At 71.9% G+C, this 24,296-nt stretch carries 25 protein-coding genes and 1 pseudogene; 12 read left to right on the top strand and 14 right to left on the bottom strand.

Annotation, left to right across the window (positions count from 1 at the left end):
• Positions 1–27: 27 nt before the first annotated feature.
• The 3 genes from ACZ7MG_RS02245 to ACZ7MG_RS02235 all read right to left on the bottom strand — a co-directional run bounded on the left by ACZ7MG_RS02245 (position 28) and on the right by ACZ7MG_RS02235 (position 2,123).
• A complete protein-coding gene (locus ACZ7MG_RS02245; RefSeq protein WP_471385821.1) occupies positions 28–813 on the bottom strand; it encodes an electron transfer flavoprotein subunit beta/FixA family protein in 786 nt (261 codons plus the stop codon).
• A 204-nt stretch (positions 814–1,017) separates the two neighbouring features.
• Complete coding sequence (locus tag ACZ7MG_RS02240; protein ID WP_471385823.1) at positions 1,018–1,527, bottom strand: flavin reductase family protein; 510 nt, start codon at positions 1,525–1,527, stop codon at positions 1,018–1,020.
• A 182-nt stretch (positions 1,528–1,709) separates the two neighbouring features.
• Complete coding sequence (locus ACZ7MG_RS02235; RefSeq protein WP_471385825.1) at positions 1,710–2,123, bottom strand: TlpA family protein disulfide reductase; 414 nt, start codon at positions 2,121–2,123, stop codon at positions 1,710–1,712.
• Between the two features lie 76 nt (positions 2,124–2,199).
• On the opposite strand from ACZ7MG_RS02235, the gene ACZ7MG_RS02230 reads away from it, so the two are divergent.
• Both ACZ7MG_RS02230 and ACZ7MG_RS02225 read left to right on the top strand, forming a co-directional pair.
• Positions 2,200–2,613, top strand: a complete 414-nt coding sequence (locus tag ACZ7MG_RS02230; protein ID WP_471385827.1) for a DUF4395 domain-containing protein — start codon at positions 2,200–2,202, stop codon at positions 2,611–2,613.
• Between the two features lie 189 nt (positions 2,614–2,802).
• Complete coding sequence (locus ACZ7MG_RS02225) at positions 2,803–3,531, top strand: lysophospholipid acyltransferase family protein (RefSeq protein ID WP_471385828.1); 729 nt, start codon at positions 2,803–2,805, stop codon at positions 3,529–3,531.
• A gap of 145 nt (positions 3,532–3,676) precedes the next feature.
• Here ACZ7MG_RS02225 and ACZ7MG_RS02220 read toward each other — a convergent pair whose 3' ends face one another.
• From ACZ7MG_RS02220 to ACZ7MG_RS02205, 4 genes are all read right to left on the bottom strand, one after another.
• Positions 3,677–4,270, bottom strand: coding sequence for a transglutaminase-like domain-containing protein (locus ACZ7MG_RS02220; RefSeq protein WP_471385830.1), 594 nt, complete (start codon positions 4,268–4,270; stop codon positions 3,677–3,679).
• 95 nt (positions 4,271–4,365) lie between these two features.
• A complete protein-coding gene (locus tag ACZ7MG_RS02215) occupies positions 4,366–5,436 on the bottom strand; it encodes a threonine aldolase family protein (protein ID WP_471385832.1) in 1,071 nt (356 codons plus the stop codon).
• Positions 5,433–6,185 (bottom strand): SDR family NAD(P)-dependent oxidoreductase, encoded by a 753-nt coding sequence (locus ACZ7MG_RS02210; protein ID WP_471385834.1) that lies wholly within the window; start codon positions 6,183–6,185, stop codon positions 5,433–5,435. The genes ACZ7MG_RS02215 and ACZ7MG_RS02210 overlap by 4 nt, the downstream gene beginning before the upstream one ends.
• Before the next feature lie 47 nt (positions 6,186–6,232).
• Positions 6,233–7,630 carry a DUF6421 family protein gene (locus tag ACZ7MG_RS02205; RefSeq protein WP_471385836.1) on the bottom strand — a complete coding sequence of 466 codons (1,398 nt, stop codon included), beginning with the start codon at positions 7,628–7,630 and terminating at the stop codon, positions 6,233–6,235.
• Between the two features lie 424 nt (positions 7,631–8,054).
• Here ACZ7MG_RS02205 and ACZ7MG_RS02200 point away from each other — a divergent pair, with 424 nt between their 5' ends.
• Positions 8,055–8,738: a glycerophosphodiester phosphodiesterase gene (locus ACZ7MG_RS02200; protein WP_471385838.1), complete on the top strand. Its 684-nt coding sequence runs from the start codon at positions 8,055–8,057 to the stop codon at positions 8,736–8,738.
• 3 nt (positions 8,739–8,741) lie between these two features.
• On the opposite strand, the gene ACZ7MG_RS02195 is transcribed toward ACZ7MG_RS02200, so the two are convergent.
• Positions 8,742–9,278, bottom strand: coding sequence for a GNAT family N-acetyltransferase (locus tag ACZ7MG_RS02195; protein WP_471385840.1), 537 nt, complete (start codon positions 9,276–9,278; stop codon positions 8,742–8,744).
• Positions 9,279–9,357: 79 nt separating this feature from the next.
• Between ACZ7MG_RS02195 and ACZ7MG_RS02190 the strand changes: the two genes are divergently transcribed.
• The 3 genes from ACZ7MG_RS02190 to ACZ7MG_RS02180 all read left to right on the top strand — a co-directional run bounded on the left by ACZ7MG_RS02190 (position 9,358) and on the right by ACZ7MG_RS02180 (position 11,788).
• A complete protein-coding gene (locus ACZ7MG_RS02190; RefSeq protein WP_471385842.1) occupies positions 9,358–9,750 on the top strand; it encodes a VOC family protein in 393 nt (130 codons plus the stop codon).
• Between the two features lie 116 nt (positions 9,751–9,866).
• A complete protein-coding gene (locus tag ACZ7MG_RS02185; RefSeq protein ID WP_471385844.1) occupies positions 9,867–10,631 on the top strand; it encodes a VOC family protein in 765 nt (254 codons plus the stop codon).
• 89 nt (positions 10,632–10,720) lie between these two features.
• Positions 10,721–11,788: an aldo/keto reductase gene (locus ACZ7MG_RS02180; RefSeq protein WP_471385846.1), complete on the top strand. Its 1,068-nt coding sequence runs from the start codon at positions 10,721–10,723 to the stop codon at positions 11,786–11,788.
• On the opposite strand, the gene ACZ7MG_RS02175 is transcribed toward ACZ7MG_RS02180, so the two are convergent.
• The gene (locus tag ACZ7MG_RS02175; protein WP_471385848.1) at positions 11,785–12,330 is read right to left on the bottom strand and encodes a MarR family winged helix-turn-helix transcriptional regulator; all 546 of its coding nucleotides are present in this window, start codon (positions 12,328–12,330) and stop codon (positions 11,785–11,787) included. The genes ACZ7MG_RS02180 and ACZ7MG_RS02175 overlap by 4 nt on opposite strands.
• Positions 12,327–14,006, bottom strand: a complete 1,680-nt coding sequence (locus ACZ7MG_RS02170) for an FUSC family protein (protein ID WP_471385850.1) — start codon at positions 14,004–14,006, stop codon at positions 12,327–12,329. Before ACZ7MG_RS02170 ends, ACZ7MG_RS02175 begins: the two co-directional genes overlap by 4 nt.
• 200 nt (positions 14,007–14,206) lie before the next feature.
• Here ACZ7MG_RS02170 and ACZ7MG_RS02165 point away from each other — a divergent pair, with 200 nt between their 5' ends.
• The 4 genes from ACZ7MG_RS02165 to ACZ7MG_RS02150 all read left to right on the top strand — a co-directional run bounded on the left by ACZ7MG_RS02165 (position 14,207) and on the right by ACZ7MG_RS02150 (position 17,426).
• Positions 14,207–14,761 carry a DUF5134 domain-containing protein gene (locus ACZ7MG_RS02165; protein ID WP_471385852.1) on the top strand — a complete coding sequence of 185 codons (555 nt, stop codon included), beginning with the start codon at positions 14,207–14,209 and terminating at the stop codon, positions 14,759–14,761.
• A gap of 174 nt (positions 14,762–14,935) precedes the next feature.
• Positions 14,936–15,877, top strand: a complete 942-nt coding sequence (locus tag ACZ7MG_RS02160) for a M56 family metallopeptidase (RefSeq protein ID WP_471385854.1) — start codon at positions 14,936–14,938, stop codon at positions 15,875–15,877.
• A gap of 134 nt (positions 15,878–16,011) precedes the next feature.
• The gene (locus ACZ7MG_RS02155; protein WP_471385856.1) at positions 16,012–16,695 is read left to right on the top strand and encodes a phosphatase PAP2 family protein; all 684 of its coding nucleotides are present in this window, start codon (positions 16,012–16,014) and stop codon (positions 16,693–16,695) included.
• Between the two features lie 32 nt (positions 16,696–16,727).
• On the top strand, positions 16,728–17,426 hold the full coding sequence (locus ACZ7MG_RS02150; protein WP_471385858.1) for an HAD family hydrolase: 699 nt from the start codon (positions 16,728–16,730) through the stop codon (positions 17,424–17,426).
• 369 nt (positions 17,427–17,795) lie between these two features.
• Here ACZ7MG_RS02150 and ACZ7MG_RS02145 read toward each other — a convergent pair whose 3' ends face one another.
• Positions 17,796–19,301, bottom strand: a complete 1,506-nt coding sequence (locus tag ACZ7MG_RS02145) for an LVIVD repeat-containing protein (protein ID WP_471385860.1) — start codon at positions 19,299–19,301, stop codon at positions 17,796–17,798.
• A 194-nt stretch (positions 19,302–19,495) separates the two neighbouring features.
• Between ACZ7MG_RS02145 and ACZ7MG_RS02140 the strand changes: the two genes are divergently transcribed.
• Positions 19,496–20,161 (top strand): DUF305 domain-containing protein, encoded by a 666-nt coding sequence (locus tag ACZ7MG_RS02140; RefSeq protein ID WP_471385862.1) that lies wholly within the window; start codon positions 19,496–19,498, stop codon positions 20,159–20,161.
• Between the two features lie 7 nt (positions 20,162–20,168).
• Here ACZ7MG_RS02140 and ACZ7MG_RS02135 read toward each other — a convergent pair whose 3' ends face one another.
• A complete protein-coding gene (locus ACZ7MG_RS02135; protein ID WP_471386460.1) occupies positions 20,169–20,645 on the bottom strand; it encodes a DUF6214 family protein in 477 nt (158 codons plus the stop codon).
• Positions 20,646–20,925: 280 nt separating this feature from the next.
• Here ACZ7MG_RS02135 and ACZ7MG_RS02130 point away from each other — a divergent pair.
• Positions 20,926–21,059: pseudogene (locus ACZ7MG_RS02130) on the top strand (NADP oxidoreductase); the annotation flags it as partial.
• 101 nt (positions 21,060–21,160) lie between these two features.
• On the opposite strand, the gene ACZ7MG_RS02125 reads toward ACZ7MG_RS02130, so the two are convergent.
• Positions 21,161–22,468, bottom strand: coding sequence for an SGNH/GDSL hydrolase family protein (locus ACZ7MG_RS02125; RefSeq protein ID WP_471386463.1), 1,308 nt, complete (start codon positions 22,466–22,468; stop codon positions 21,161–21,163).
• Positions 22,469–22,792: 324 nt separating this feature from the next.
• Positions 22,793–24,118: an extracellular catalytic domain type 1 short-chain-length polyhydroxyalkanoate depolymerase gene (locus ACZ7MG_RS02120; protein WP_471385864.1), complete on the bottom strand. Its 1,326-nt coding sequence runs from the start codon at positions 24,116–24,118 to the stop codon at positions 22,793–22,795.
• Between the last annotated feature and the right edge of the window lie 178 nt (positions 24,119–24,296).

Here is a 24,296-nt window from a genome sequence, read left to right as displayed (position 1 = left end):
CACGGGGCCGCGGCGGGCCGCAGGGCCTTAGATGAACTTCTGGCCCGCGAGGAACTCGGCGAGCTGCTTGCCGCCCTCGCCCTCGTCCTTGACGATCGTGCCGGCGGTGCGCGCCGGGCGCTCGGCCGCGGAGTCCACGGCCGTCCAGGCGCCCTCCAGACCGACGTCCTCGGCCTCGATGTCGAGGTCGGACAGGTCCCAGGACTGAACCGGCTTCTTCTTCGCCGCCATGATGCCCTTGAAGGACGGGTAACGGGCCTCGCCCGACTGGTCGGTGACGGAGACGACGGCCGGCAGGGAGGCCTCCAGCTGCTCGGAGGCGGCGTCGCCGTCACGGCGGCCCTTGACCACGCCGTCCTCGACCGAGACCTCGGAGAGCAGCGTGACCTGCGGGACACCCAGACGCTCGGCCAGCAGCGCGGGGACGACGCCCATGGTGCCGTCGGTGGAGGCCATGCCGGAGATCACCAGGTCGTAACCGGCCTTCTCGATCGCCTTGGCCAGCACCAGGGAGGTACCGATCGCGTCGGTGCCGTGCACATCGTCGTCCTCGACATGGATGGCCTTGTCGGCGCCCATCGACAGCGCCTTGCGCAGCGCGTCCTTGGCGTCCTCGGGACCCACGGTCAGCACGGTGATCTCGGCGTCGTCCGCCTCGTCGGCGATCTGCAGCGCCTGCTCGACCGCGTACTCGTCCAGCTCGGAGAGCAGGCCGTCCACGTCGTCACGGTCGACGGTCAGGTCATCGGCGAAGTGCCGGTCGCCAGTGGCGTCGGGCACGTACTTCACAGTGACAACGATCCTCAAGCTCACGCCGGCTCTCCTACTGCATCGTCATTTCTGGGCTGCCTTCTTCCAGGCAGCATAGGCGCCTGGAGCGGCCGATCCCGATCGGGGCGACCCGCGCTCCGGTCGAAATATTACTCGCCAGTACGACGCCTACGTTCCCCCACTCCGTGCCCGCTAAGCAAGCGCTTTGAACTGTGAGTTAGGCAACCCTGCGTAATCGTGCGGGAATCAGTCTCGCAGACCGTTGAAGCGGCCCTGGTGATAGAGCAGCGGCCGGCCGGCGCCCGACGGGTCGCCGACGACCACCTCGGCCAGGACGATCCGGTGCTCCCCCGCCGGAACGCGGGCCACCACCCGGCAGACCAGCCAGGCGAGCACGTCGTCGAGGACGGGAACTCTCTCCGGCCCGCTGCGCCATTCGGTGGGCGCCCCGAACCGGTCGGCGCCGCTGCGGGCGAAGGTGGCGGCCAGCTCCCGCTGGTGCTCGCCGAGTATGTGGACGCCGATGTGCTCCGCCTCGGAGATCGCGGGCCAGCTGGAGGCGCCGGTGCCGATGCCGAAGGAGAGCAGCGGGGGCTCGGCGGAGACCGAGCTGAGCGAGGTGGCGGTGAAGCCGACCGGGCCGGTGACGCCCTGCGCCGTGATCACCGCCACACCGGCGGCGTGGCGGCGGAAGACGGAGCGCAGGAGGTCGGGGGAGGCGAGCTGGGGCGAGCCGAGGCCGGGAGTGGCCGTCATGGAGTTGTCCTTCTGCTGGAGTCGACGGGGCTGGGCCGGGGGCGCTCAGGTACCCGGACAGCGCGAACTGGCCGTGCGGACGAGATCCACATGGACACGCTCGAAGAGAAGGAGTGCTCGGGGCATAAGGTCAGGCTGACGATAGCTGGGGTGTGCAGTCAAGTGCGTCCCGGTGTGCGGCTTCACACGGCCTCACCCAGCGCGGCGATCACATCCGCCTTGCGCGGCTGCCCGGTTGCCCTGCGCACGATCCGGCCATCGGCGTCGAGCACGAGCACGGTCGGGGTCTTGAGGATGTCGAGCCGGCGTACGAGGTCGAGGTGGTCCTCGGCGTCGATCTCCACATGGGTCACGCCGGGCACCATTCCGGCCACGTCGGCGAGCACCCTGCGGGTCGCCCGGCAGGGGGCGCAGAAGGCGCTGGAGAACTGCAGGAGCGTGGCCCGTTCGCCGAGCCCGTGCCCCAACTCCGCCGCCCCGAGCAGTTTGTCGCCGTCCCGCCCGCGCACTCTGACCCTCCCGCTCCGCCGCCGCTGCAGCACTCCGTAGACGCTCGCCGCCGCGAGCACCAGTCCACACACCACAAGTCCGGTCACAGCGTGCTTAAGCGTTCACGAGACTGCAAAGATTCCCGACTCCCGAACGGAGATCGGCCTGCGGGATGCTTGACGCATGGACATCGATGTGAGGGGCCCGCGCTTCGGGGCCGCCGTGACGACCGTGGTGTTGGCGGTCGCGCTGATCACCAGCAGCGGCCGCCTGTTGGGCTGGCAGACGTTCGTGTTCGCGCTGGGCGCGGCGGGTGGAGTGGGGTTCTCGCCGTACGGCTGGGTCTTCCGCACGCTCGTACGGCCCCGCATCGGGCCGCCGACGGAGTTCGAGGCACCGGAGCCGCCGCGGTTCGCGCAGGCGGTCGGGCTGGTCTTCGCGGCGGCGGGCCTGGTCGGCTTCACGGCGGGGCCCGAGTGGCTGGGGTTCGCGGCGACCGGGGCGGCTCTCGCGGCGGCCTTCCTGAACGCGGTGTTCGGGTACTGCCTGGGGTGCGAGATGTATCTGCTCGTCCGTCGCGTGGCCGTGCGTGCGTAGTGACGGCCGCGTGAACTTCGGACTGGTCGATCGTGTGTCCGACGTGACGAGAATCTCGCTCCCGGCCGGCGTCAAGACTGGTCACCCGTGCGTTCTTGGGGCACGATCTGCGAGATGCCGTAAACCTACGGCTGCGTAACTTCCCGCCCGGAGACCCCGTCCAGGCAGAGAGAAGGGTCCACTCCGCCCATGGCAGAGCTTGTCTACCGTCCCGCGATCGGTCTCGCCCAAACCCTGTTCAAGGTCTGGGACCTGAAGATCGACCTCAAGGGGTCGGAGCACATCCCGCGCTCGGGCGGCGCGGTGCTGGTGAGCAATCACATCGGCTACCTGGACTTCATCTTCGACGGCCTGGCGGCGCTGCCGCAGAAGCGGCTGGTGCGCTTCATGGCCAAGGAGTCGGTCTTCCGGCACAAGGTCTCCGGTCCGCTGATGCGGAACATGCGGCACATCCCGGTGGACCGCAAGCAGGGTGAGGCGGCCTACGCGCACGCGCTGGACTCGCTGCGCTCCGGTGAGATCATCGGTGTCTTCCCCGAGGCCACCATCTCGCAGTCGTTCACGCTGAAGAGCTTCAAGTCGGGTGCCGCGCGGCTGGCGCAGGAGGCGGGCGTCCCGCTGATCCCGATGGCCGTGTGGGGCACCCAGCGGCTGTGGACCAAGGGGCACCCGCGCAACTTCAAGCGCAGCCACATCCCGATCACCATCCGGGTGGGCGAGGCGATAGAGGCCTCCAAGGACAAGTACGCGGGCGCCATCACCCGTCAACTGCGCGAGCGCGTCCAGGAGTTGCTGGAGGCCGCGCAGCGCGCGTACCCGGTCCGCCCCAAGGGCCCGGACGACACCTGGTGGATGCCGGCCCACCTCGGGGGCACGGCCCCGACCCCGGAACAGGTCCGCGAGGCCGAGGCCCGCTGACCTCCGCGCCCGGCGCGGGCTTCACGGGTCCCAGTAGGCGGACAGGGACCCGATGAAGCCCGCCCCGACGAGGTCGACGGCGCCCACCACCGATCACCTCGACCCGGCGGCGGCCTATGGCGGAAGCCACACCTCCGGCCGCACGTCAGAGTTCCGCAGGGAGCGTTCGCCAGAGGTGCGGACGGTCGGTGGCGGTCTTGAGTGTGTCGAGCACCGCCGGGTGCGGGGCGGCGTACAGGACCGGGTAGTCCACCTCGTCCGCGTCGAGGTCGGGCACCCAGGCCAACTCCTCCCCCGCCAGCGAGAACCGGGCGTTCACACCCGGTTTGTTGCCGCGGGGGTCCTGGCGGTGCCACTCCCCGCCGAAGCGCACGGCGACCAGGCCGTGGACGACGTGTCCTTCGCCGTCGTCGTGCGCCAGCCGCTGGTAGCAGAGCGCGGTCGGGATGTCCTCGGCGCGCAGCAGGGCGGTGAGCGCGTGGGCCTTGGCGTAGCAGATGCCCGTCCGCCGCTCCAGGACGTCGGAGGCCCGCCAGGTGACGCGCAGATCACCGGAGTCGGCCGAGTGGGGAATGGTGTCGCGCACGAACTCGTACGCCGCTCGCGCATAGTCATACGAGTCGGTCGCGTCCTTGGCGAGTCGTGCGGCCGTCTCCCGCACCCGGGGATGGTCATGGTCGATCACCTCGTCGGCGGCCAAGTATGCGGACAGGTCGGGGTTCTGCTGGATCAGCTCCATGCCCGCAGAGCATAGGAAAACGATCACCCGATAGTCAATGACTTTTCAGGTGAACGCATACCTATGCAGTCTGTCGACTGTCGTCTTCGTGGACGTCAGCGGGCCATCTCCTCCTTGAGCGCCGCCACGAACCCGTCCACGTCCTCCTCGGTGGTGTCGAAGGAGCACATCCAGCGGACGTCGCCGGCCGCCTCGTCCCAGAAGTAGAAGCGGTGCCGCTTCTGCAGACGTTCGCTCACGTCGTGCGGGAGGCGGGCGAAGACGGCGTTGGCCTGCACGGGGTGGAGGATCTCCACCCCGTGGACCGCGCGGACGCCCTCCGCGAGCCGCTGGGCCATCTCGTTGGAGTGGCGGGCGTTGCGCAGCCACAGGTCCCGCGACAGCAGGGCCTCCAACTGCACCGACACGAACCGCATCTTGGAGGCGAGCTGCATGGACAGCTTGCGCAGATGCCTCATGTGCCGGACGGCGTCCTGGTTGATCACCACGACCGCCTCGCCGAACATCGCGCCGTTCTTGGTGCCGCCCAGGGAGAGCAGGTCGACACCGACCGCGTTGGTGAACGTCCGCATCGGAACGTCCAGGGAGGCGGCGGCGTTGGCTATCCGGGAGCCGTCCAGGTGCACCCTCATGCCGTGCGCGTGGGCGTGCTCGCAGATCGCGCGGATCTCCTCGGGCGTGTAGAGGGTGCCCAGTTCGGTGCTCTGGGTGATCGAGACGACCTGCGGCATCGCCCGGTGCTCGTCGTCCCAGCCGTACGCCTGCCGGTCGATCAGCTCGGGGGTGAGCTTGCCGTCGGGAGTGGGCACGGTGAGCAGCTTCAGTCCGCCGACCCGCTCGGGCGCCCCGCACTCGTCGACGTGGATGTGCGCGCTCTCGGCGCAGATCACCGCGCCCCAGCGGTCGGTGACGGCCTGGAGCGCGACGACGTTGGCGCCGGTGCCGTTGAAGACGGGGAACGCCTCGGCGGTGGCGCCGAAGTGGCCGCGCACGATCCGCTGGAGGTTCTCGGTGTACTCGTCCTCGCCGTACGCGACCTGGTGCCCGCCGTTGGCCAGGGCCAGGGCGGCGAGCACCTCGGGGTGGACCCCCGCGTAGTTGTCGCTGGCGAAGCCGCGGATCTCCGGGTCGTGATGGCGTCGTGCGTCGGTCTTCGGAGGGTTCACGGCTTGTCGGTCAGCCACAGACGGTTTCCGTTCACTTCGGCGGCGGACTTGTCCCAGACCCCGGCGATGGCCTCGGCCAGCTCCGTGACATCGGTGAAGCCCGCGAACTTCGCGTTGGGGCGGTCGGCGCGCATCGCGTCGTGCACCAGCGCCTTCACCACCAGGATGGCAGCCGCGGAGGTCGGCCCGTCGGGGCCGCCCGCCTTGCGGAAGTAGTCGGCGGTGGCGAGCGTCCACGCCTCGGCGGCGGCCTTGGCGGCGGCGTACGCGGCGTTGCCGGCGGTGGGCTTGCTGGCGCCGGCCGCGCTGATCAGGACGTACCGGCCGCGTTCGCTGCGCTGGAGGGCCTCGTGGAAGGCGAGGGAGGTGTGCTGCACGGTGCGGATCAGCAGCATCTCCAGGAAGTCCCAGTCGTCGAGGCTGGTCCGGGTGAAGGTCTCGCTGCCGCGCCAGCCGCCGACGAGGTGGACCAGGCCGTCGACCCGGCCGAAGTCCTTCTCGATACGGGTGGCCCAGTCCCGGGTGGACTGGAGGTCGAGCAGGTCGACCGTGTCGCCTACGACGGTGGCGCCGCCGTGCGCGTAGCGGGCCGCGTCGACGGCCTCGGAGAGCCGCTCGGGGTCGTTGTCGGAGCCGACGACGATCGCGCCCGCCTCGGCCAGCCGCAGCAGGGCCGCCCGGCCGGCGGGTCCGCCCGCGCCCGCCACCGCGACCACCGCGCCGCTCAGTGCACCGTTGCCGTTCTGCATGGTCTTCGCCTCCTGGGCAGCGACTGTGACGTCCGCGACGGGGGCGCTCACGCGGCGGCCCGCTCGGTGTCCGCCGCGGTGATGCCCTTGGTGGAGGCGATCACGTTCTTCAGCTTCTTGGCGAGCGCCTCATAGAACATGCTGAGCGGAAACTCGTCCGGAAGCACGTCGTCGACGAGTTTCCGCGGCGGCTGCGTCAGATCGAGGGCGTCCGGGCCCTTGGCCCAGCGGGAGCCGGGGTGCGGGGAGAGATAGGTCGCGACCAGCTCGTATCCGGCGAACCAGTGGACGAGCTTCGGGCGGTCGATGCCGTCGCGGTAGAGCTGCTCGATGTCGGCGCAGAGCTGGTTGGTGACCTGCGGGGCGCGCTGCCAGTCGATGTGCAGCTTGTTGTCGGTCCAGCGGACGACGTCGTGCTTGTGCAGGTAGGCGAAGAGGAGCTGGCCGCCGAGTCCGTCGTAGTTGCGGACGCGCTCGCCGGTGACGGGGAAGCGGAACATGCGGTCGAAGAGGACCGCGTACTGCACGTCACGGGCCTGCGGGACGCCGTCGGCCTCCAGTTTCACGGCCTCCTTGAAGGCGGTGAGGTCGCAGCGCAGCTCTTCGAGGCCGTACATCCAGAACGGCTGGCGCTGCTTGATCATGAAGGGGTCGAAGGGCAGGTCGCCGTGGCTGTGGGTGCGGTCGTGGACCATGTCCCACAGGACGAAGGCCTCCTCGCAGCGCTTCTGGTCGTGGACCATCGCGGCGACGTCCTCGGGCAGTTCGAGGCCGAGGATGTCGACGGCGGCCTCGGTGACCCGGCGGAAGCGGGCGGCCTCGCGGTCGCAGAAGATACCGCCCCAGGAGAAGCGGGCCGGGGCCTCGCGCACGGCGATGGTCTCCGGGAAGAGGACGGCCGAGTTGGTGTCGTAGCCGGCCGTGAAGTCCTCGAAGGTGATGCCGCAGAACAGCGGGTTGTCGTAGCGGGTGCGCTCCAGCTCGGCCAGCCAGTCGGGCCAGACCATGCGCAGCACGAGCGCTTCGAGGTTGCGGTCCGGGTTGCCGTTCTGTGTGTACATCGGGAAGACGACCAGGTGCTGGAGGCCGTCCGCGCGGCTCGCGGCGGGCTGGAAGGCCAGCAGCGAGTCCAGGAAGTCGGGCACCTCGAAGCCGTCGTCGGCCCAGCGCCGCAGGTCCTTGACGAGGGCCTCGTGGTAGGCGGCGTCGTGCGGCAGCAGCGGGGACAGCGCCTCGACGGCCTCGACGACATCCCGTACGGCGCGCTCGGCGGCGGCCGGGCCGGGGGCGTGCTCGGCGGCGAAGTCGATCGAGCCGTCCTTGGACTGCCATGGCCGGATCCGCTCCACGGCGTCCTTGAGCAGGGGCCAGGCCGGGTGTTCCACCACCCGGGACACCGAAGGAACTCCGCCCTCCGCACCCAACTGCGCAAGAATTTCCGTCATGACCCATCCTCCACGGGATAAACTTTCGTAAGGACACCGTACGTAGCGAGGGCCCCCCACCGCAAGACCGATCATGAGCGATCCCGCCGGAAATCTTCCCGCCACCCCCAGTACCTAACCGCTGAATCTCCTGCCACACGCGTCATGCGTCACAGTTTGTGCGTGGCGGGTTCCGCGCGGAGGCCGGCGGAGTCAACGCACACCGGACTCGCCCACTCAGGGATGACCCGATCCGTGCCGGACGGGTGCGGAAACGGTCCTGTTCTCCGACGTGGCAGGGCCCCACGCGGCGTGACACGACCCGAAAGGCCTCGTGCACATGCGGATGCATCGCACGGCGGGAGGACTACGCTGCGCCCCAGCCGCGTGCCGCCCCTCCCCCGGTCACGCGGGCCGAGCCGCCGTCGACGGAAGCGAGTCAACCTTGAACTTCCTCACCATCGGTCATCGCGGAGTCATGGGTGTCGAACCCGAGAACACCCTCCGTTCCTTCGTGGCCGCCGATCGCGCGGGCCTCGACGTCATCGAACTCGATCTGCATCTGAGCAAGGACGGCGCGCTCGTCGTCATGCACGACGCGGACGTGGACCGGACGACGGACGGCACGGGCCCCATCGCCGACAAGACCCTCGCCGAGCTGCGCGCCCTGGACGCGGGCCGCGGCGAGCGGATTCCCACCTTCGAGGAGGTCCTGGACGCGGTACGGGCACCGCTCCAGGCCGAGATCAAGGACACGGCGGCGGCCCGCGCGCTCGCCGAGGTCCTGCACCGGCGCGACCTGGTGGGACGGGTCGAGGTGCTGTCCTTCCACGACGAGGCGGTCGCCGAGATCGCCCGTCTCGTGCCCGGCGTACGCACCGCGCTGGTCGCCAGCCGCTACGGCCCCGACGTCGTGGACCGCGCGGTGGCGGTGGGCGCCGCCACCCTCGTGCTGAACATCCGGCGGCTGACCCTGGAGGTTGTGGAGAAGGCCCGCAAGGCCAACCTGCGGATCATCGGCTGGGTGGTCAACACCCAGGACCACCTGCGCCTGGTCCGCGCCCTCCAGCTGGACGGCGCGACCACCGACTACCCCGACATCAAACGCACGGGCCGCTTCACGGCCTGACGCTCACCCGAGCCGCTTCACCAGCAGCTCGAACCGCAGGTCGTCGCGGAGCGGGATGCCGAAGCGCTCGTCGCCGTACGGGAACGGGGTCGTCCGTCCCGTACGGCGGTAGCCGCGCCGCTCGTACCAGGCGATGAGGTCGTCCCGTACGGAGATCACCGTCATGTGCATCTCCCGGGCGCCCCAGGTCTCGCGCACGAGCCGCTCCGCCTCGGCGATGATCACCTTGCCGAGACCGCCGCCCTGGAGGGCCGGGCTCACCGCGAACATCCCGAAGTAGGCGTGCTCACCACGGTGTTCGAGCTGGCAGCAGGCGACGACGGCGCCGTCCCGCTCGACGGTGAGCAGCCGGCTGTCGGGCGACTTGACGACCTGGAGGACACCGTCGGGGTCGGTCCGCTGCCCTTCGAGGATGTCCGCCTCCGTGGTCCACCCGGCCCGGCTGGAGTCCCCGCGGTACGCCGACTCGATCAGCGCGACGAGGACGTCCACGTCGGCGTCCGTGGCATCGCGGAAGGTCAGGCCGGTGGCGGTGTCCATGGGTGCGCTCCTGACGGCTCGTGGTGCGGCTCGAACAGCCAAGAGGGTAGCGGTAGGTGGAGCGCCTACCCTCGACCACATGATCCACGTACTCAGCAGCCGCACCCTCCTCCGCCCCACCGACCCCGAACGCTCCCGCGCCTTCTACGGCGAGCAGCTCGGGCTCCCCGTGTACCGCGAGTTCGGTACGGGCGAGCACCGGGGCGTCGTGTACTTCCTCGGCGGCGGTTTCCTGGAGGTCGCCGGCCGCTCGGAGACCCCGCCGTCGCCCGCGCTGAAGCTGTGGCTCCAGGTCGCGGACGTGACGGCGGCGCACGAGGAGCTGGTGGCGGCCGGGGTGGAGGTGCGGCGGCCTCCGGTGAAGGAGCCGTGGGGACTGATCGAGATGTGGATCGCCGACCCGGACGGCACCGAGATCGTGCTGGTGGAGATCCCGGCGGACCATCCGCTGCGCTACCGGCCGGGGATCTGACGGCCCCGGCCGCTCCTCCCGGCCGGGGGCGCCGGGCGGGTCGTACCCCGGTGGCCGGGGCGGGGGCACGGGCATAGCGTGCTGGAAGGGGGCCGCCCCGTCCCGGGAGGAACGCCATGAAGCTCGACGAGCCGGTGACCGGCGGGCCCTGCTGGACCGAGCTGGGGACCAGCGATCTGGCGGCGGCGAAACGGTTCTACGCCGAGCTGTTCGGCTGGCGGCCGGAGACCGATCCACGCCAGGAGGCCGGCGGCTACTGCGTCGCGCACCTCGGGGACGCGGCGGTCGCCGCGCTCTCCCCGCTGTACCAGGAGTCGCAGCCGGTGGCCTGGAACGTATCGTTCGCCGTGACCGACGCGGACGCGGCGGCCGAGTCGGTACGGGCGGCGGGCGGGGCCGTCGTGCTGGAGCCCATGGACGTCTTCGACATCGGACGGTTCGCGGTGGCACTCGACCCGGGCGGCGCGGCCTTCCAGCTGTGGCAGGCGCGGTCCTTCCCCGGCGCCGGGCTGTTCAACGCGCCCGGCGCGCTCGGCTGGGTCGAGCTGCTGACGCGCGCTCCGGAGCGCGCCAAGGCCTTCTACACGACCCTGTTCGGCTGGAGCGTGAGCGCCGGCGGGCACTACACGCAGTGGGGCATCGACGGCGCCGACTTCGGCGGCATGATCACGATGGACGAGAAGTTCCCGCCCGAGGTCCCCTCGCACTGGCTGCCGTACTTCGCGGTGGAGGACGTCGACGACTCGGCCCGCGTCGCCGCCGAAGCGGGCGGCACCCTCCTGATGGAGCCCACCACGGTGCCGGACGGGCCGCGTATCGCGGTGCTGCGGGATCCCCAAGGGGCCATGTTCGGCGTCTACCTGGCGGGCGCGGAGGGCTGAGAGGGCCGGCCCGCTCCCGCGCGCGGTTTGCGTTGGAGCGCTCTCCACCTCCTAGCGTCGTGTCCACGAACCGCTCGGAGGGATGCATCGTGCGTTACACACTGTTCGGCAGGACCGGTCTGCGGGTGAGCGAACTGGCCCTCGGGGCCATGACGTTCGGCTGGGGTGCCGTGGATCTCGAAGCGAGCCGTCCGCTCCTGGACGCCTACGCGGACGCGGGCGGCAACTTCGTCGACACGGCGAACAACTACTCCGAGGGCGCCTCGGAGAGCATCGTCGGCGCACTCCTCGACGGGCGCCGCGACCGCTTCGTCCTGGCCAGCAAGTACACCTGCGTGACGCGCGAGGACGACGTGAACTCCGCGGGCAACCACCGCAAGAGCCTCGTCGACTCGGTGGAGGCGAGCCTGCGGCGGCTGCGCACCGACCGGCTCGACGTGCTCTGGGTGCACGCCCGGGACGAGTTCACCCCGGTCGACGAGGTGATGCGGGCGCTCGACGATCTCGTACGGTCCGGGAAGGTGCTGTATGTCGGGGTGTCGGACTGGCCGGCGTGGGAGATCGCCCAGGCCAACACCCTGGCGGAGCTGCGGGGTTGGACCGCGTTCGCGGGCTCGCAGCTGCGCTACAGCCTGCTGGAGCGCACCCCGGAACGTGAACTGCTGCCGCAGGCACGGGGGTTCGGCATGGCCGTGTTCGCGTGGGCGCCGCTGGCGGCCGGGAAGCTGACCGGCAAGTACCGGCGGGGCGAGTCGGGGCGGCTCGGCGACGGCGGGGCGGACGCGGACGCCCGCGAGGACGCCGTGATCGACGCCGTGCTGGAGATCGCCGAGCGGAGCGGTCTGCTCCCGGCGCAGGTGGCCCTCGCCTGGCTCCTCGGCCGCCCCGGCAACGTCGTGCCGATCATCGGCGCCACCGGACCGCGTCAGCTCGCGGACAACCTGGCGAGCGTGGAGGTGCGGCTCGACGCGGACGCGGTCGCCCGGCTCGACGAGGTGAGCGCGCCCACGCTGGGCTTCCCGCACGACTTCCTGCGCGAGCCCGTCATCCGGCGGAACGTGTACGGACCCCGCTGGGGCGACATCCGCGACCCGCGCACGCCCGCGCACCAGGCCCGCGCCCGAGGGACGCGCGACCGACCGTCAGACAGGCCCTAGGCGCGTGGCAGGCCCAGGCGGCCTTCCAGTTGGATGAGCAGCTCGCCGAGGAGTACGGCGAGTTCGCGGCGGTCGTCGGTGTCGACGCCGGAGAGGACGGCCTCCTCGTAGGCCAGTTGCTCCGGCATGACGCTGTCGACGAGGTCGCGGCCGGCGTCGGTGAGGCGGACGTGGGCGACGCGGCGGTCACGGTCGTCGCCGCGTCGCTCGACGAGTTCGCGTTCGGTGAGCAGCTTCAGGCGTTTGGTGACGGCGGCGCCGGAGGCGAAGGTCTCGCGGGCGATCTCGCTGGGGGTCAGCTCGTGGCCGGTGCGCCGCAGGGTGCCGAGGACGTCGAACTCGGGGCGGGTGAGACCGGCGCGGCGCAGGGGCGCGTCCTCGGCCTGTTGGAGGAGGGCGGCGCAGCGGTTGACCCGGCCGATGATCTCCATCGGCGCGGTGTCGATACCGGGGTGCACCGTCTGCCACTGGCGCACCACCTTGGCGACCGTGTCCCCCAGCGCCGCTCCGTTCCCCGCCGCCCGCCCGTTGCCTGCCGTCATGCCCGTGCGCCCTCCGATGCCTGGAATCCGTGCTGTCGTACCGTCGCCGCGAGCGTACGGTGTCCGGCCTGTTCGGCGTGTGTCACCCGCTCCGACGGCCAGGCGCGTTGCCACCATTCGCCGCTCGCGGTGTCCGTGACGGCACGCAGTTCGACGAGGGCCCCGGCGAGGGCGCGGCGGGCGGCGGGCAGCGCGCCGGGCGGGGAGTGCGGGTCGGCGGCCGTGCGGAGCGTGTGCGCGCGGGCGCGTTCCACGGTGGTGAGGGCGTGCGCGACGCGGTCCCCGGCGCGCCGGTTGGTGACGGCGACCGCCGCGAGGAAGCCGACCAGGGCGCCGACGACGGTGTCCAGGAGCCGGTCGGTGATCAGTTCGCCGGGGTTCTGGAAGCGGACGAACTCGGTGACGAGGAGGGCCATGGGGGTGACGCAGACGGTGCCGAGCCAGTAGTTGCGGCTGATCAGGGCCTCGGCTCCGAAGCTCAGCGCGAGGCAGCACAGGACGAGCGCGGCCGGGCCGAGGTGGGCGAGCGGGACCAGGGCGGCGAAGGCCAGCACTCCGGCGAGGTTGCCGACGACGCGCTGGACGACCCGGCTCCAGGTGAGGGTCAGGTTGGCCTGGTAGAGGGCGGCGGCGGTGACGAGGGCCCAGTAGGGGCGGCCGACCCCGATCGCGAGGGAGGCGTAGCCGGCGAGGGCACAGCCGACGGCGGTGCGGACGGCGAGGGGGGTGACCGGGCCCAGCCTGCTCCACAACGGGGTCCGCCCGCCCGCGAGTTCGCGCTCCGCGGCATGCCTCTCCTCACGCGTCCCGTCACGCATCTCGTCACGCATCCCGTCGGCCGTCGCCGCCGGAGCGGTGGTTCGAGGGAGGGGCCGGGCGCCGCGCAGGTCCCGGGCCAGGGCGCGCAGCCGGCCGGGGTCGGCGTCGGCGGGCGCGGCGAGGGCGACCTCGGCGCGGACCAGGAGCGCTTCGAGGGCGCGCCGAGGTTCGGTGCGGGCGCCGGCGGTGAGCAGGGTCTGCCAGGCGATGTGCACGGCGGTCGCGGCGACCGTGCGGGACCCGGGCCGCTCGGGCGCCTCGACGTGGGCGGCGACCGCGCGCAGGGCCTGGGCGGTGGCGCGGCGCTCCGGGCCGTGGGGGCGCGGGAGGCCGGGGGCCATGCAGACGAGCCAGGCCCAGGCGCCCGCGACGGCGGAGGCGGCGAGGTGACCGGGGGCCTGGGCGAGGGTCTGGGGCAGGAAGAGGGCCGCCGAGGTGACGAAGGTGAAGATGACATGGGCGGGCGGCCCGATCCGGCTCGCGTCGCACAGCGCCTTCTGCGCGGCGGCCAGGAGTGCGCCGACGGTGACCAGGAGCACCGCGTTCGTGGTGAGGGCGGCGGTGACCAGGGCGACCGCGAGGCCGGCGACCATGCCGAGCACGACCAGGGCGAGGGTGCGGGCGCGGGCGGCGTACGGGCGGTGGTGGGCGTACAGCGCGCACAGGGATCCGGCCATCGTGTACATCGCCAGGTCGAGGCGGTCGAGGGCCAGCAGCGTCAGGTTCGGCGGGGCGGTCGCGACGACGACGCTGAGCGCGGGCTTGAACCAGATCTCGGAGGGGCGGTTCAGCCGGAGGGCGGCGGAGAGCGGGAGCCGGTGGGCACGGGGAGGTCGGGAGGGGCGGGCGCTGCGCATGCCATAACCTTAGCGGGTGTTTTACTCGTGAAACATACGTCGGGGCTGTGGCGCGCTGTGGGATGCGTCTCCGGCGCGCACCGTTGTTCCGCACTCCCGCGCGCTCCCCCGCGTACACCCTTGCGCTCGTATGCGCGCCATCGGGCCCGGGCATGCCCTGACCGACTACCCGACTGCCCGACCACCGATGGAGGTGCGCGGTGCACGGACCGGTTGCGGCCGGCTGGCTGCTGGTCGCGCTGTGCGCGGTGACCGGGGGCTACTGCCTGCTGCGGATGCGCAGCGCCGTCGAGGAGCAGCGGCTCGCCGCGGGCGGGGAGGCGCTGATGGGCTTCGGCATGGCCGCGATGGCGGTGCCCGCCGCGGCCGTGGCCCCGCCGCGCTGGGCCTGGCTCGCCTACGCGGTGGTGTTCGGCGCGGCGGCCGTGCGGGCGCTGTGGTCGGCGCGCACGAGCGCGCACCATCTGCACCACCTGGTGGGGGCGCTGGCGATGGTCTACATGGCCGCGGTGATGGTCGCCTCGCCGGGCGGGGGTCACGGCGGCGCGGGGCCACCCCTGGTGACGGGGGTGCTGCTGGTCTACTTCGCCGGGTACGTGCTGTGGGCGGGCGTCCGGCTCATACCCGTACCGGCGGGGACGGGCGCGGGGAGCGCGGCGGTCTCGGCGCCCGGGTGGGGGGACCGGCCGGAGCTGGCGCGGGCCTGCCGGCTGTCCATGGGCATCGGCATGTTCGCCATGCTGCTGACGGTCTGAGCGACGGGCCGGCCGGGCGCTGCCGGGCGCGGGGTGGCCGCCGGGGGCGGGGTGGCCGCCGAGCGCGGGGTGACCGCCGAGCGCGGCATCGCCGCCGTACTCGATCGTGGTCTGTGTCACTTCGGTGGGGCGGCCCGTGTCGTCGGGCGGCGGCGCGCTCGTAGGCTGCGGCTCATGATGGTCCCCGCGGCGTTGTTGCTGCTCGGCGCCCTGACCGCCGTCGTCGCCCCGCGGCTGCTGGCCCGTGCCGACTGGCCGGACCGTGAACCGGTGGTCGCGCTGTGGGTGTGGCAGTGCGTGGTGGCGGCCGTCCTGCTGTGCTGCGCGCTGTCGATGGCGTTGAGCGCGGCGGCGGCCTGGGCCGTGGTGCGCGGGCGGGTGTTCGCGCCCGCGCCGGACGGGGTCGTGGAGGCGTACGCGCTGGACCGCGGGGGTTCCTGGGCCGTGGCCACGGCCGTGGCGCTCGCCTGCGGCGGGCTGTGGACCGGGGCGATGCTGGTCCGCGAGGTCGTCCGGGCCCGGCGGGAGCACCAAAGACGCCACGCCGAACTCCGGCTGCGCGCCCCGCTGTTGCCCGGCGAGGAGCCAGACGGCGAGCGGCTGGTCGTGGTGGAGGGCGAGCGGCCCGACGCCTGGTGGCTGCCCGGCCCCACGCCCCGACTGGTCATCACCACCGCCGCGTTGCGCCGGCTGAAGGGGCGGCAGGTGGACGCGGTGGTCGCCCATGAGCAGGGGCACGCGCGGGCCCGGCACCACTGGCTGCTGCACTGCTCGGCTGCGCTGGCCGGCGGCTTCCCCCGGGTGCCGGTGTTCGCCGCGTTCCGCGACGAGATGGACCGGCTGGTCGAACTCGCCGCCGACGACTCCGCCTCCCGCCGCCACGGCCGCCTCACCATCGCCCTGGCGCTCGTGGGCCTCAACGAGGACCGGGGTGTGTTCGGGCCCTGCCCGACCCCGGAGGACCATGTGCCGCGGCGGGTGCACCGGTTGCTCGCTCCCCCGCAGCGCCTCACCCCGGCGCACCGGCTGCGGCTGACCGCGTGCGCCGCCCTCGTACCTGCCGTGCCCGTGTTGGTGGCGTTCGTTCCCGCTTTGCGGGCACTCGGCAGGTCGTGACAGGGCAAAGAAGGGACAAAGAGCAGCCCAAGGACAACGTGCGACGCGACGGCTTTGCTCCGGTCGCCGCGCGTGACAGTGATCTCACGCCCCGGCATTGGCCCGAAGCCACGGGAGTCGGCCAGGATCGCTGTATGCACACCCCCACCGTCGACGCGCCGCCCCACCGGCCGTCGACCACCCGTACCGTCCGCGCCGCCGCGGCCTTCGCGGTGCCCTCCGTCCTGCTGCTCGTCCTGGTGGCGCTCTCCTGGACGCCGCTCATGTCGCTGGACGAGGGCATCGCGAACACCACCCACAGATGGGCCGTCGACAGCCCGGGCATCACCCACGCGTTCCGCATCCTGACGGACTGGGTCTGGGACCCGGTGACGATGCGTCTGCTGGCCGCGGCCGCCGCGGGCTGGCTGGTGTGGCGCCACCGGGAGTGGTGGCTCGCCCTCTGGCTGGCGGTCACCTGCGCGGTGGGTACGGCGCTGCAGCAGGGCCTGAAGGCGGCGGTCGGCCGGGAGCGGCCCGCGTGGCCCGACCCCGTCGACTCCGCCCACTACGCCGCGTACCCGTCGGGCCACGCCATGACGGCCACGGTCGTCCTCGGTCTGCTGATCTGGCTGATGCGCCGGTACGGCGTCGGCGGCACCGTCATGCGGACGGCGGTGGCGGTGGCCGCCGTCTCCGTGGTCGGCGTCGGGCTGACCCGGATCTGGCTGGGCGTGCACTGGATGTCGGACGTGCTGGCCGGCTGGCTGCTGGGCGGCCTGACGATCGCGCTGGCGGTGCTGACGTACGAGAAGTGGCGTGGCCCGATGCGTACTTGACCGGGTTCGGGCGGGCCCGAAGGATCGACGGCATGACGATCAAAGGGGTGCTGTTCGACTTCTCCGGAACCCTGTTCCGCGCGGAGCCCACCGAGTCGTGGCTCCGCGCGGTCCTGGCGGACGCCGGTCTCACGCTGCCCGAGCCGGAGTTGGTCCGGGCGGCCGTGGCGCTGGAGCGGGCGGGCGCGCTGCCGGGCGGGTCGCTCCCGGCGGAGCCGCCGGCGGGCGACCTGGCCGCTCCGTGGGCGGTGCGGGACCGGAGCGCCGAGCATCACCGGGCCGCCTACACGGGCGTTTCCCGCCGGGTGACGCTGCCCGACGCGGCGCTCCACGACGCGCTGTACGACCGCCATATGACGCCGCCGGCGTGGAGCCCCTACCCGGACGCCGCCGAGGTCCTGGCCGCCCTGCGGGAGCGCGGGGTGGCCGTCGGTGTGGTGAGCAACATCGGGTGGGATCTGCGGCCGGTGTTCCGCGCGCACGGGCTCGACCCGTACGTCGGCGCGTACATGCTGTCGTACGAGCACGGCATCCAGAAGCCGGACCCGCGGCTGTTCGCGCTCGCCTGTGAGGCGTTGGGGGTCGACCCGCGGGAGACGCTGATGGTCGGTGACGACCGGCGGGCCGACGGTGGTGCGGCGGCTCTCGGGTGCGGGGTGCACTTCGTCGACCATCTGCCCGTCGCCGAACGGCCGGACGGGCTGCGGAAGGTACTGGATCTGGTGGGCTGAGAAGCCGTCGGCCGCCGCCCCTCGCGGCGGCCGGGGCGCCGTCGCGCGCGGCGGGCCGGGTGTCCGACTCCCGTCCGGCGACCGGCTGTTCGCCCGGCTGTTCGGCACCGCTGGACGTCCGTCCCGGACCGTCCCCCGTGCGGCCCGGGACGAACAACGGCCGGGCGGGAGCACGTAGGGTCGCCACCCGGAAGCGCTGAGTATAGTTCGCCGACGGCGAGTCGACGCGGGTCTTACGGGATGTTCTCGCCCGGCGCCCCGGTCGATGAACGCGCGCCGCTCCGGCCGACGAGAACGCCGGGAGCCGGGTGTCCCGCCGGTCCCCGAGGGGGCCGGCGGGACGGGTGACTCGAATCCGCCGCGGTGCTTCTACCGGTCGAAGTAGTCCGGCTGCGTCTGCACGTTCAGCTCATTCAGACGGACGGAAGCCGCCGGGTCCGTGCGCCGGTCGTCGATCTTCAGGACGTCGAAGCCCTTCACCATGTCGTTCGAGTAGATGTAGCCGTTGTAGTAGTACGCCGACCACGTACCGCCGCCGACGAGGGTGTCGGTGGAGATCGGGCCGCGCTCGAAGTAGGCGATCTCCTGGGGCTTGGTGGAGTCGGTGAAGTCCCAGACGGAGACACCGCCCTGGTACCAGGCCTGGACCATGATGTCCTTGCCCTTCACCGGGATCAGCGAGCCGTTGTGGGCGACGCAGTTCTCGGTGTCCGCCTGGTGGCGGGGGATCTTGTAGTAGCTCTTGAAGACGAGCTTGCGCTTGTCGCCCTTGCCGACGATCTCGTAGATGCCGTCGGCCCCGCGGTTCGGCCCGATCGCCGCGTTGCAGGTGGCCGCACCGCCGCCGCCCAACTCGTCGGTGAAGACGACCTTGTTCGCGTCCTGGTTGAAGGTGGCCGAGTGCCAGAACGCGAAGTTCACGTTGTCCTGGACCCGGTCGATGACCTTCGGCTTCTTGGGGTTCTTGATGGAGAACAGGATGCCGTCACCCATGCACGCGCCCGCGGCCAGGTCCTTCGACGGCAGCACCGTGATGTCGTGGCAGCCGGTGGTCTTGGAGACACCGGGGTTCGTGGGCGAACCCGGGTTGCCGCCGCCGTCGGGGCCCTCACCGGGGAACAGGACCGGGAAGCCCACCACCTTCGCCCGCTCGGGGTGCTTGCGGGACACCTTGATGACCGAGATGCCGTCGTGCGGGGGCTGGCAGTCGGGGAACGAGGCGCTCGGCGAGTACGAGGAGACGTAGACGTAGACGTTCTTGCCGTCGGGCACCAGCGTGTGGGTGTGCGAGCCGCAGGCCGTCTCCACGGCGGCGACGTACTTCGGGGCCTTCGGGTCGCTGATGTCGAAGATCTTCATGCCCTCCCACGACGACTTCTCGCTCGCGGGCTGCGTGGTGCTGTTGCAGGAGTTGTCGCTGCGCGAGGAGTCCGTGGACAGGAACAGCAGGTCCCCGGAGACGGAGATGTCGTTCTGCGAGCCCGGGCAGAGCACCTGGGCGACCGTCTTCGGGGCCTTCGGGTCGCTGATGTCCAGGACCCGGAAGCCGTCGTAGTTGCCGGCGTAGGCGTACTTCCCCTGGAAGGCGAGGTCCGAGTTGGTGCCCGGCAGCGCGTCCTTCGGGATGTTGGTCAGATGCTGGATGTTGGCGGAGTGGACGATCTCGTCCTTGCCGGGTATCTCGCCGGCGGCTATCGCCGCCCGCGCCTCGGCGGCGTCGCTCTTGGAGACCTTCTCTCGCGCGGCGGGCGAGTCCCCGGGGTCGGGTGTCGCCGCCGCCGGTCCGGCGGTGAGCAGCGCGGCCAGCAGTCCGGCCGCAGTGGCGGCGACTCCCAGACGTCTGCGCCGGGTCCGTAGGTTGTTCAACAGGGTCACTGTGTCCTCCCGTATGGCCGTTCGCAGGTGAACGGTTCAGGCACCTCCGAAGTATCGTCTTCATCATGCACAGATCAACAGACAGCAATGTATTTGTAACGAACAAATTTGATCAACGGCCCGTGAAAGCGTGTTAGGAACGTTCGTCAACACTCACGAGGTGTACGCCCGTTGCCGTGTCCCAGGAGGTCACTGTGCTCGTTCGCCGCACATCCCGCGCATCGCTGGTCACGGCCTCGCTGACGGCCGTTCTGCTGGCGCTCGCGGGCTGCGACTCGGGGTCGGAGGCGGCCCCCGACGGCGGCTCCGCGAAGTCGAGCGGACCGGCGGTGATCGCGCCCGGAAAACCCGGTGAGGCGGCTCAAACCCTTTCGCCGGAGGAAGTTGCGGAACAGCGAGCGGAGGACGACTCTCCGAATTCCGCGGACTTCGACTACGCGCGCATGATGATCCAGCATCACACCCAGGCCCTGGAGATGACCGAACTCGCCCCCGAGCGTGCGAAGTCGACCCCGGTGAAGCGGATCGCCGAGCGGATCGCCGCCGCCCAGAAGCCCGAGATCGCGGCCATGGAGGGCTGGCTGAAGAACAACGACGGTGACGAGCGGGAGACTTCGCACGACCACGAGGCGATGCCCGGCATGGCGACCGAGGCCCAGCTGAAGGAACTCGCCACGCTGGAAGGGGAGAAGTTCGACGCGCTCTTCCTGAAGCTGATGATCACTCATCACGAGGGGGCGATCACCATGGCCACGGACGTGAAGGCGCAGGGGAACAACATCCTGGTCGAGGAGATGGCCGACGACGTGATCGCCCAGCAGGCGACCGAGATCAGCCGGATGCGCGACCTGACGGAGTAGTCCGGGCTCAGCGTCGCGCGTGACGAGGTCCGAGCAGGCCCTCGTCGCGTGCCCCGGCGATCATCCGGAGGGACTTGCGGCGGCTGTGCCCGGTCGCGCACATCACGGCGAGGACCGGGTCGTAGCCGGACCGCTGGGCCGCGAGGTACTCCTCGGCCACCAGCCGCCGCCCCTCCACCCCGCGCGGCCACGCGGGTCTGGCCCGGCGGCCGGATCCGTACGGGGGCCCGGACAGCTCTTCCTCCAGGACCTCGGGCGTGGTGCCGCACGCCTCGAACAGGGGGCCCTCGATCCAGTCGGCCAGCTCCGCCAGGTCGTCCAGGGACAGCGGCGGCTGAGCGCGGACGTCCTCCAGGGACAGGCGGCCCTCGCAGACCACGGCGAGCATCTCGACCCCGGCGCCGTCCGGGAAGGACAGTACGGCGCTGAACCAGGCCGTGGCGCCGCTCTGCTCCTGCACCTCCCACGCGGGCCGCACGGTCACCGCCCCGTCCTGCCAGTGGCGGTCGGAAAGATTAAGAAAGGATGTTTCCAGCACCCACGCAACGTAAGCGCATGATCACATTCACTGCGCACAGCCACGCAGCCCGGGGGCGCACGGCACCCCGACGGCGCAGCACCCCCGCCACTCGCCGCGGCGGCCCGTCCCCCGCCTCCGCCCCCGGCCTCCGCGGCCCCTCCCCCGCCTCCGCGGCCCTCCCCCAGTCGGCCCGGCGGTGGGATCCTTGAGGCATCAGCGATCTCCTCGCGTAAGGAGTTCCGCCGTGCTGTGTGTCGCCGTCGTCGGTTCGGGGCCGAGCGGGTGCTACACCGCCCAGACCCTCGTCCAGCAGGATCCGGACGTGCTCGGGTGGCGCCGGACCACGAGAAGATCAAGTCGCTGCAGAACACTCTGCGGGCGGGCAGAGGCGTGGTGAAGCTCCCCGACTGGGAGTCCCTCATGGCGACACGTCCCGGGTCGCGGATCGGGGTCACCGGTCCGGGCGCAGACCGCTCCGGTCACCCCCGCCGGAGCAGGCGGGCCGGGACCGCCTCGGCCAGGATGCGGTAGCCCTCGGGGTTGAGGTGCAGCCAGTCGCCGTCGTGGAGGCCGGGGAGGAGGCGGCCGGGGTTCCCCGGGTCGCGGACCGCGCGGTCGAAGTCGAGGACGGCGTCGAACCGGCCGCTGCCGCGGATCCAGGCGTTGACGGTCTGCCGCGCCGCCTCGCGGTGTCCGGCGGTGTCGTCGTACGGGGTGTTGCCGCCGAAGGGCAGCAGGGTGGCGCCGTAGACGCGGATGCCCTGGGCGTGGGCGCGGACGATGATCTGCTCGTAGGCGGCGATCAGGTCGGCGGCGACGCGCTGCTGGGCGGCGGGCGTGGCCTCGGCGGTGCCCAGGTCGTTGACGCCCTCGAAGACGATCAGTTGCTCGACGGCGCTGTGGGACAGGACGTCACGGTCCAGGCGGGCGAGGGCGTTGGGCCCGAGGCCGTCGTTGAGAACGCGGTTGCCGCCGGCCGCCTGGTTCACCACGGCGATGTGCCGGGTGCCGGGCCGCTGCTGGAGTCGGTCGAAGAGCTGGTCGGGCCAGCGGTTGTTGCCGTTGGTGGTGGAGCCCCGGCCGTCGGTGAGCGAGTCCCCGAGGACGGCGACGGCGGTCGTCGCGGCCCGGGACAGCACCTCGACGTCGCTGAGCAGATACCAGTGGTTCGTCGGCGTCGCGCCGGGGAGGTCCGCGTCCTCGGTGTGGTCGCCGCGCAGCAGATACGAGGTGGTGCGGGAGCCGGGGTGCGAGGTGAGGGCGAGGGAGGCCTGCCCCTCGGCCAGGTACGCCGTCACGGTCAGGTTGGTGCCCGGCCGCAGCGTGAAGTCCAGGGGATCCGAGACCACTTGGGCGCCGACCGGCACGGTCGTGGACTGCCGTCCGCTGAAGGTCACCGCTCGGGAGGTACCGGGTTCGACCTCCCCGACCCCGGCCCGCCCGCCCAGCGGAAGGGCCACCGTCACGGCCGTCAGCGGCAGCGCGGTGCCGCCGAAGGCGTTGGAGAAGCGCAGCCGGAGGCGATCGCCGCCGGTGGTGACGCGCACGGTCTGCCGCAGGGTGGTGTCGACCAGGACGGCCCGGTCCCCCGTGAATGGCGCCGGCGGCATATTGCCCGGCTCGGTGAGCTGGGGCATCGCGGACCAGGTGTTCACCCAGTGCCGGGCGGACGTCTCCCTGCCGTCGCCGTTACCGGCCCCGCCCGTCCGCTGCGGACTCCCGACCAGGGCGACCACGGCCGACGAGGCCACCACGAGGGCCAGGGCGAGGACGCAGCCGGCGATCACGGCCGCGAGCGGGCCCCGCCTCGACGGCTCGGCGGGCCGGGGGCTGCCGAGCGGATGTTCGGGCTGACGCGAGGGCAAGTGCGGGTGCGGGTGCAAGGGCGGTGCCTTTCTGCGGATACCGGCGGTGGGTACGGGACGGAGAGCGGGAGCGGGCGCGGGTGCGGGTGCAGGGGCGGGGAAGCACGGGGTCGGGGGCAGGAGCGGGAGGAACGAGGACCGGGCGCAGGAGACGTACGAACGGGGACCGGGCGCGCGCCGCGTCGGCGCACGCCCGGAGCCGGAGGGCCGGTCTGCACCGGAGGCCGTCGCCTCGTACGGGCCACGTCAACCCGTCGTGCAAGCCGTCCCGTTGAGCGTGTACGCCGAGGGGGCGGCGCTGTTCCCGGTGTGGTTGGCCTGGTAGCCGATGCTGACGCTCGCGCCGGGGGCGATCGCCGCGTTGTACGTGGCGTTGGTCGCCGTCACCGCGCCGCTCGTCGGGCTGTACGTGGCGCCCCAGCCGTTGGTGACGGTCTGTCCGGAGGGCAGGGTGAAGCCGAGTTTCCAGCCGTTGACCGCCGTCGTACCGGTGTTGGTGAGGGTCACGGACGCGGTCAGGCCCGTGCTCCAGGCATTGGTGGTGACGGTCACCTTGCAGGGGCCGGCCGGGGGCTGGGGCGCGGGGCCGGAGCCGTTGAGGCCGAAGAAGGTGAGGACGCGCTCGCCCATGCCCCAGGCGTAGAGGTTGTGGCCGGTGCCCTGGAGGCTGATGGCCTCGACGGGGGCGCGGTCACCGGTGCCGCCGTAGCGGGTGCGGGTCCAGTTGGTCTGGGGTGTGTCGGTGGCGGCCGGTGTCTGGCTCACCCCGTGCACATTGGTCCACTGCTTGATCTCCTCGCCGAAGTTGGGGTACCGCAGGACGTCGTCGGTGGTGCCGTGCCACAACTGCATCCGGGGCCGGGTGCCGGTGTACCCCGGGTAGGCACCGCGGACGAGGTCGCCCCAGGCCTGCGGGGTGCGGGTGATGGTGCCGTTGGCGCAGTCGCTGTTCCACTCCGAGCCGTTGGTGGTGGCGAAGCAGGCGAAGGGCACACCCGCGAAGGCGGCGCCGGCGGCGAACACGTCGGGGTAGTCGCCGAGGAGGACGTTGGTCATCATCGCGCCGGAGGAGATGCCGGTGGCGAAGATCCGGCCGGTGTCGGCGCCGTAGGTGCGGACGGTCCAGTCGACCATGGACTTGATGCCCACGGGGTCGCTGCCGCCGCCGCGGGTCAGCGCCTGCGGGGAGGAGACGTCGAAGCACTTGCTGCTGCGGGTGACGGACGGGTACACCACGATGAACCCGTACCGGTCGGCCAGTTGGGCGTACTCGGTGCCGTTGTACATCGCCGGTCCCGAGCCGGTGCAGTAGTGCACGGCCACCAGGATCGCGGGGTTCGCGGTGACGCTGTCCGGCACGTACAGGTACATCTGCAGGTTGCTGGGGTTGGTGCCGAAACCGGTGATCTCGGTGAGCGCGGCCCGGGGGGCGGCCTCGGTCCGTGTGTCCGCGGCGGCCGCCGCGGGGGCGGTCAGGAGCGTGGCGGCGAGCAGCGCCACCAGCGCTCCCAGCAGCGCGACGAGCACCGGACGCCGTGGTCCGCGCGGGCCGTCGTGGGGGGTGGGGGTCACGTCGTGGGGCCTTCCTGTGAGGTCGGCGGGAAAGGCATCGTGACATGGGCATGGCGGCCATGGAAGCGCTCCCACATGTCGAAAGAATTCGCTCGCCCCGGTCCGCCGGGGCCCTTGGGGCGGACGGGCGACACCCGCCGGGCGCGGCCGACCGCCCCGACCAGGCGCGACCGTGGTC

Source organism: Streptomyces sp. NPDC107538, from assembly GCF_055657445.1.
This window is presented reverse-complemented; position numbering and strand designations above follow the sequence as displayed.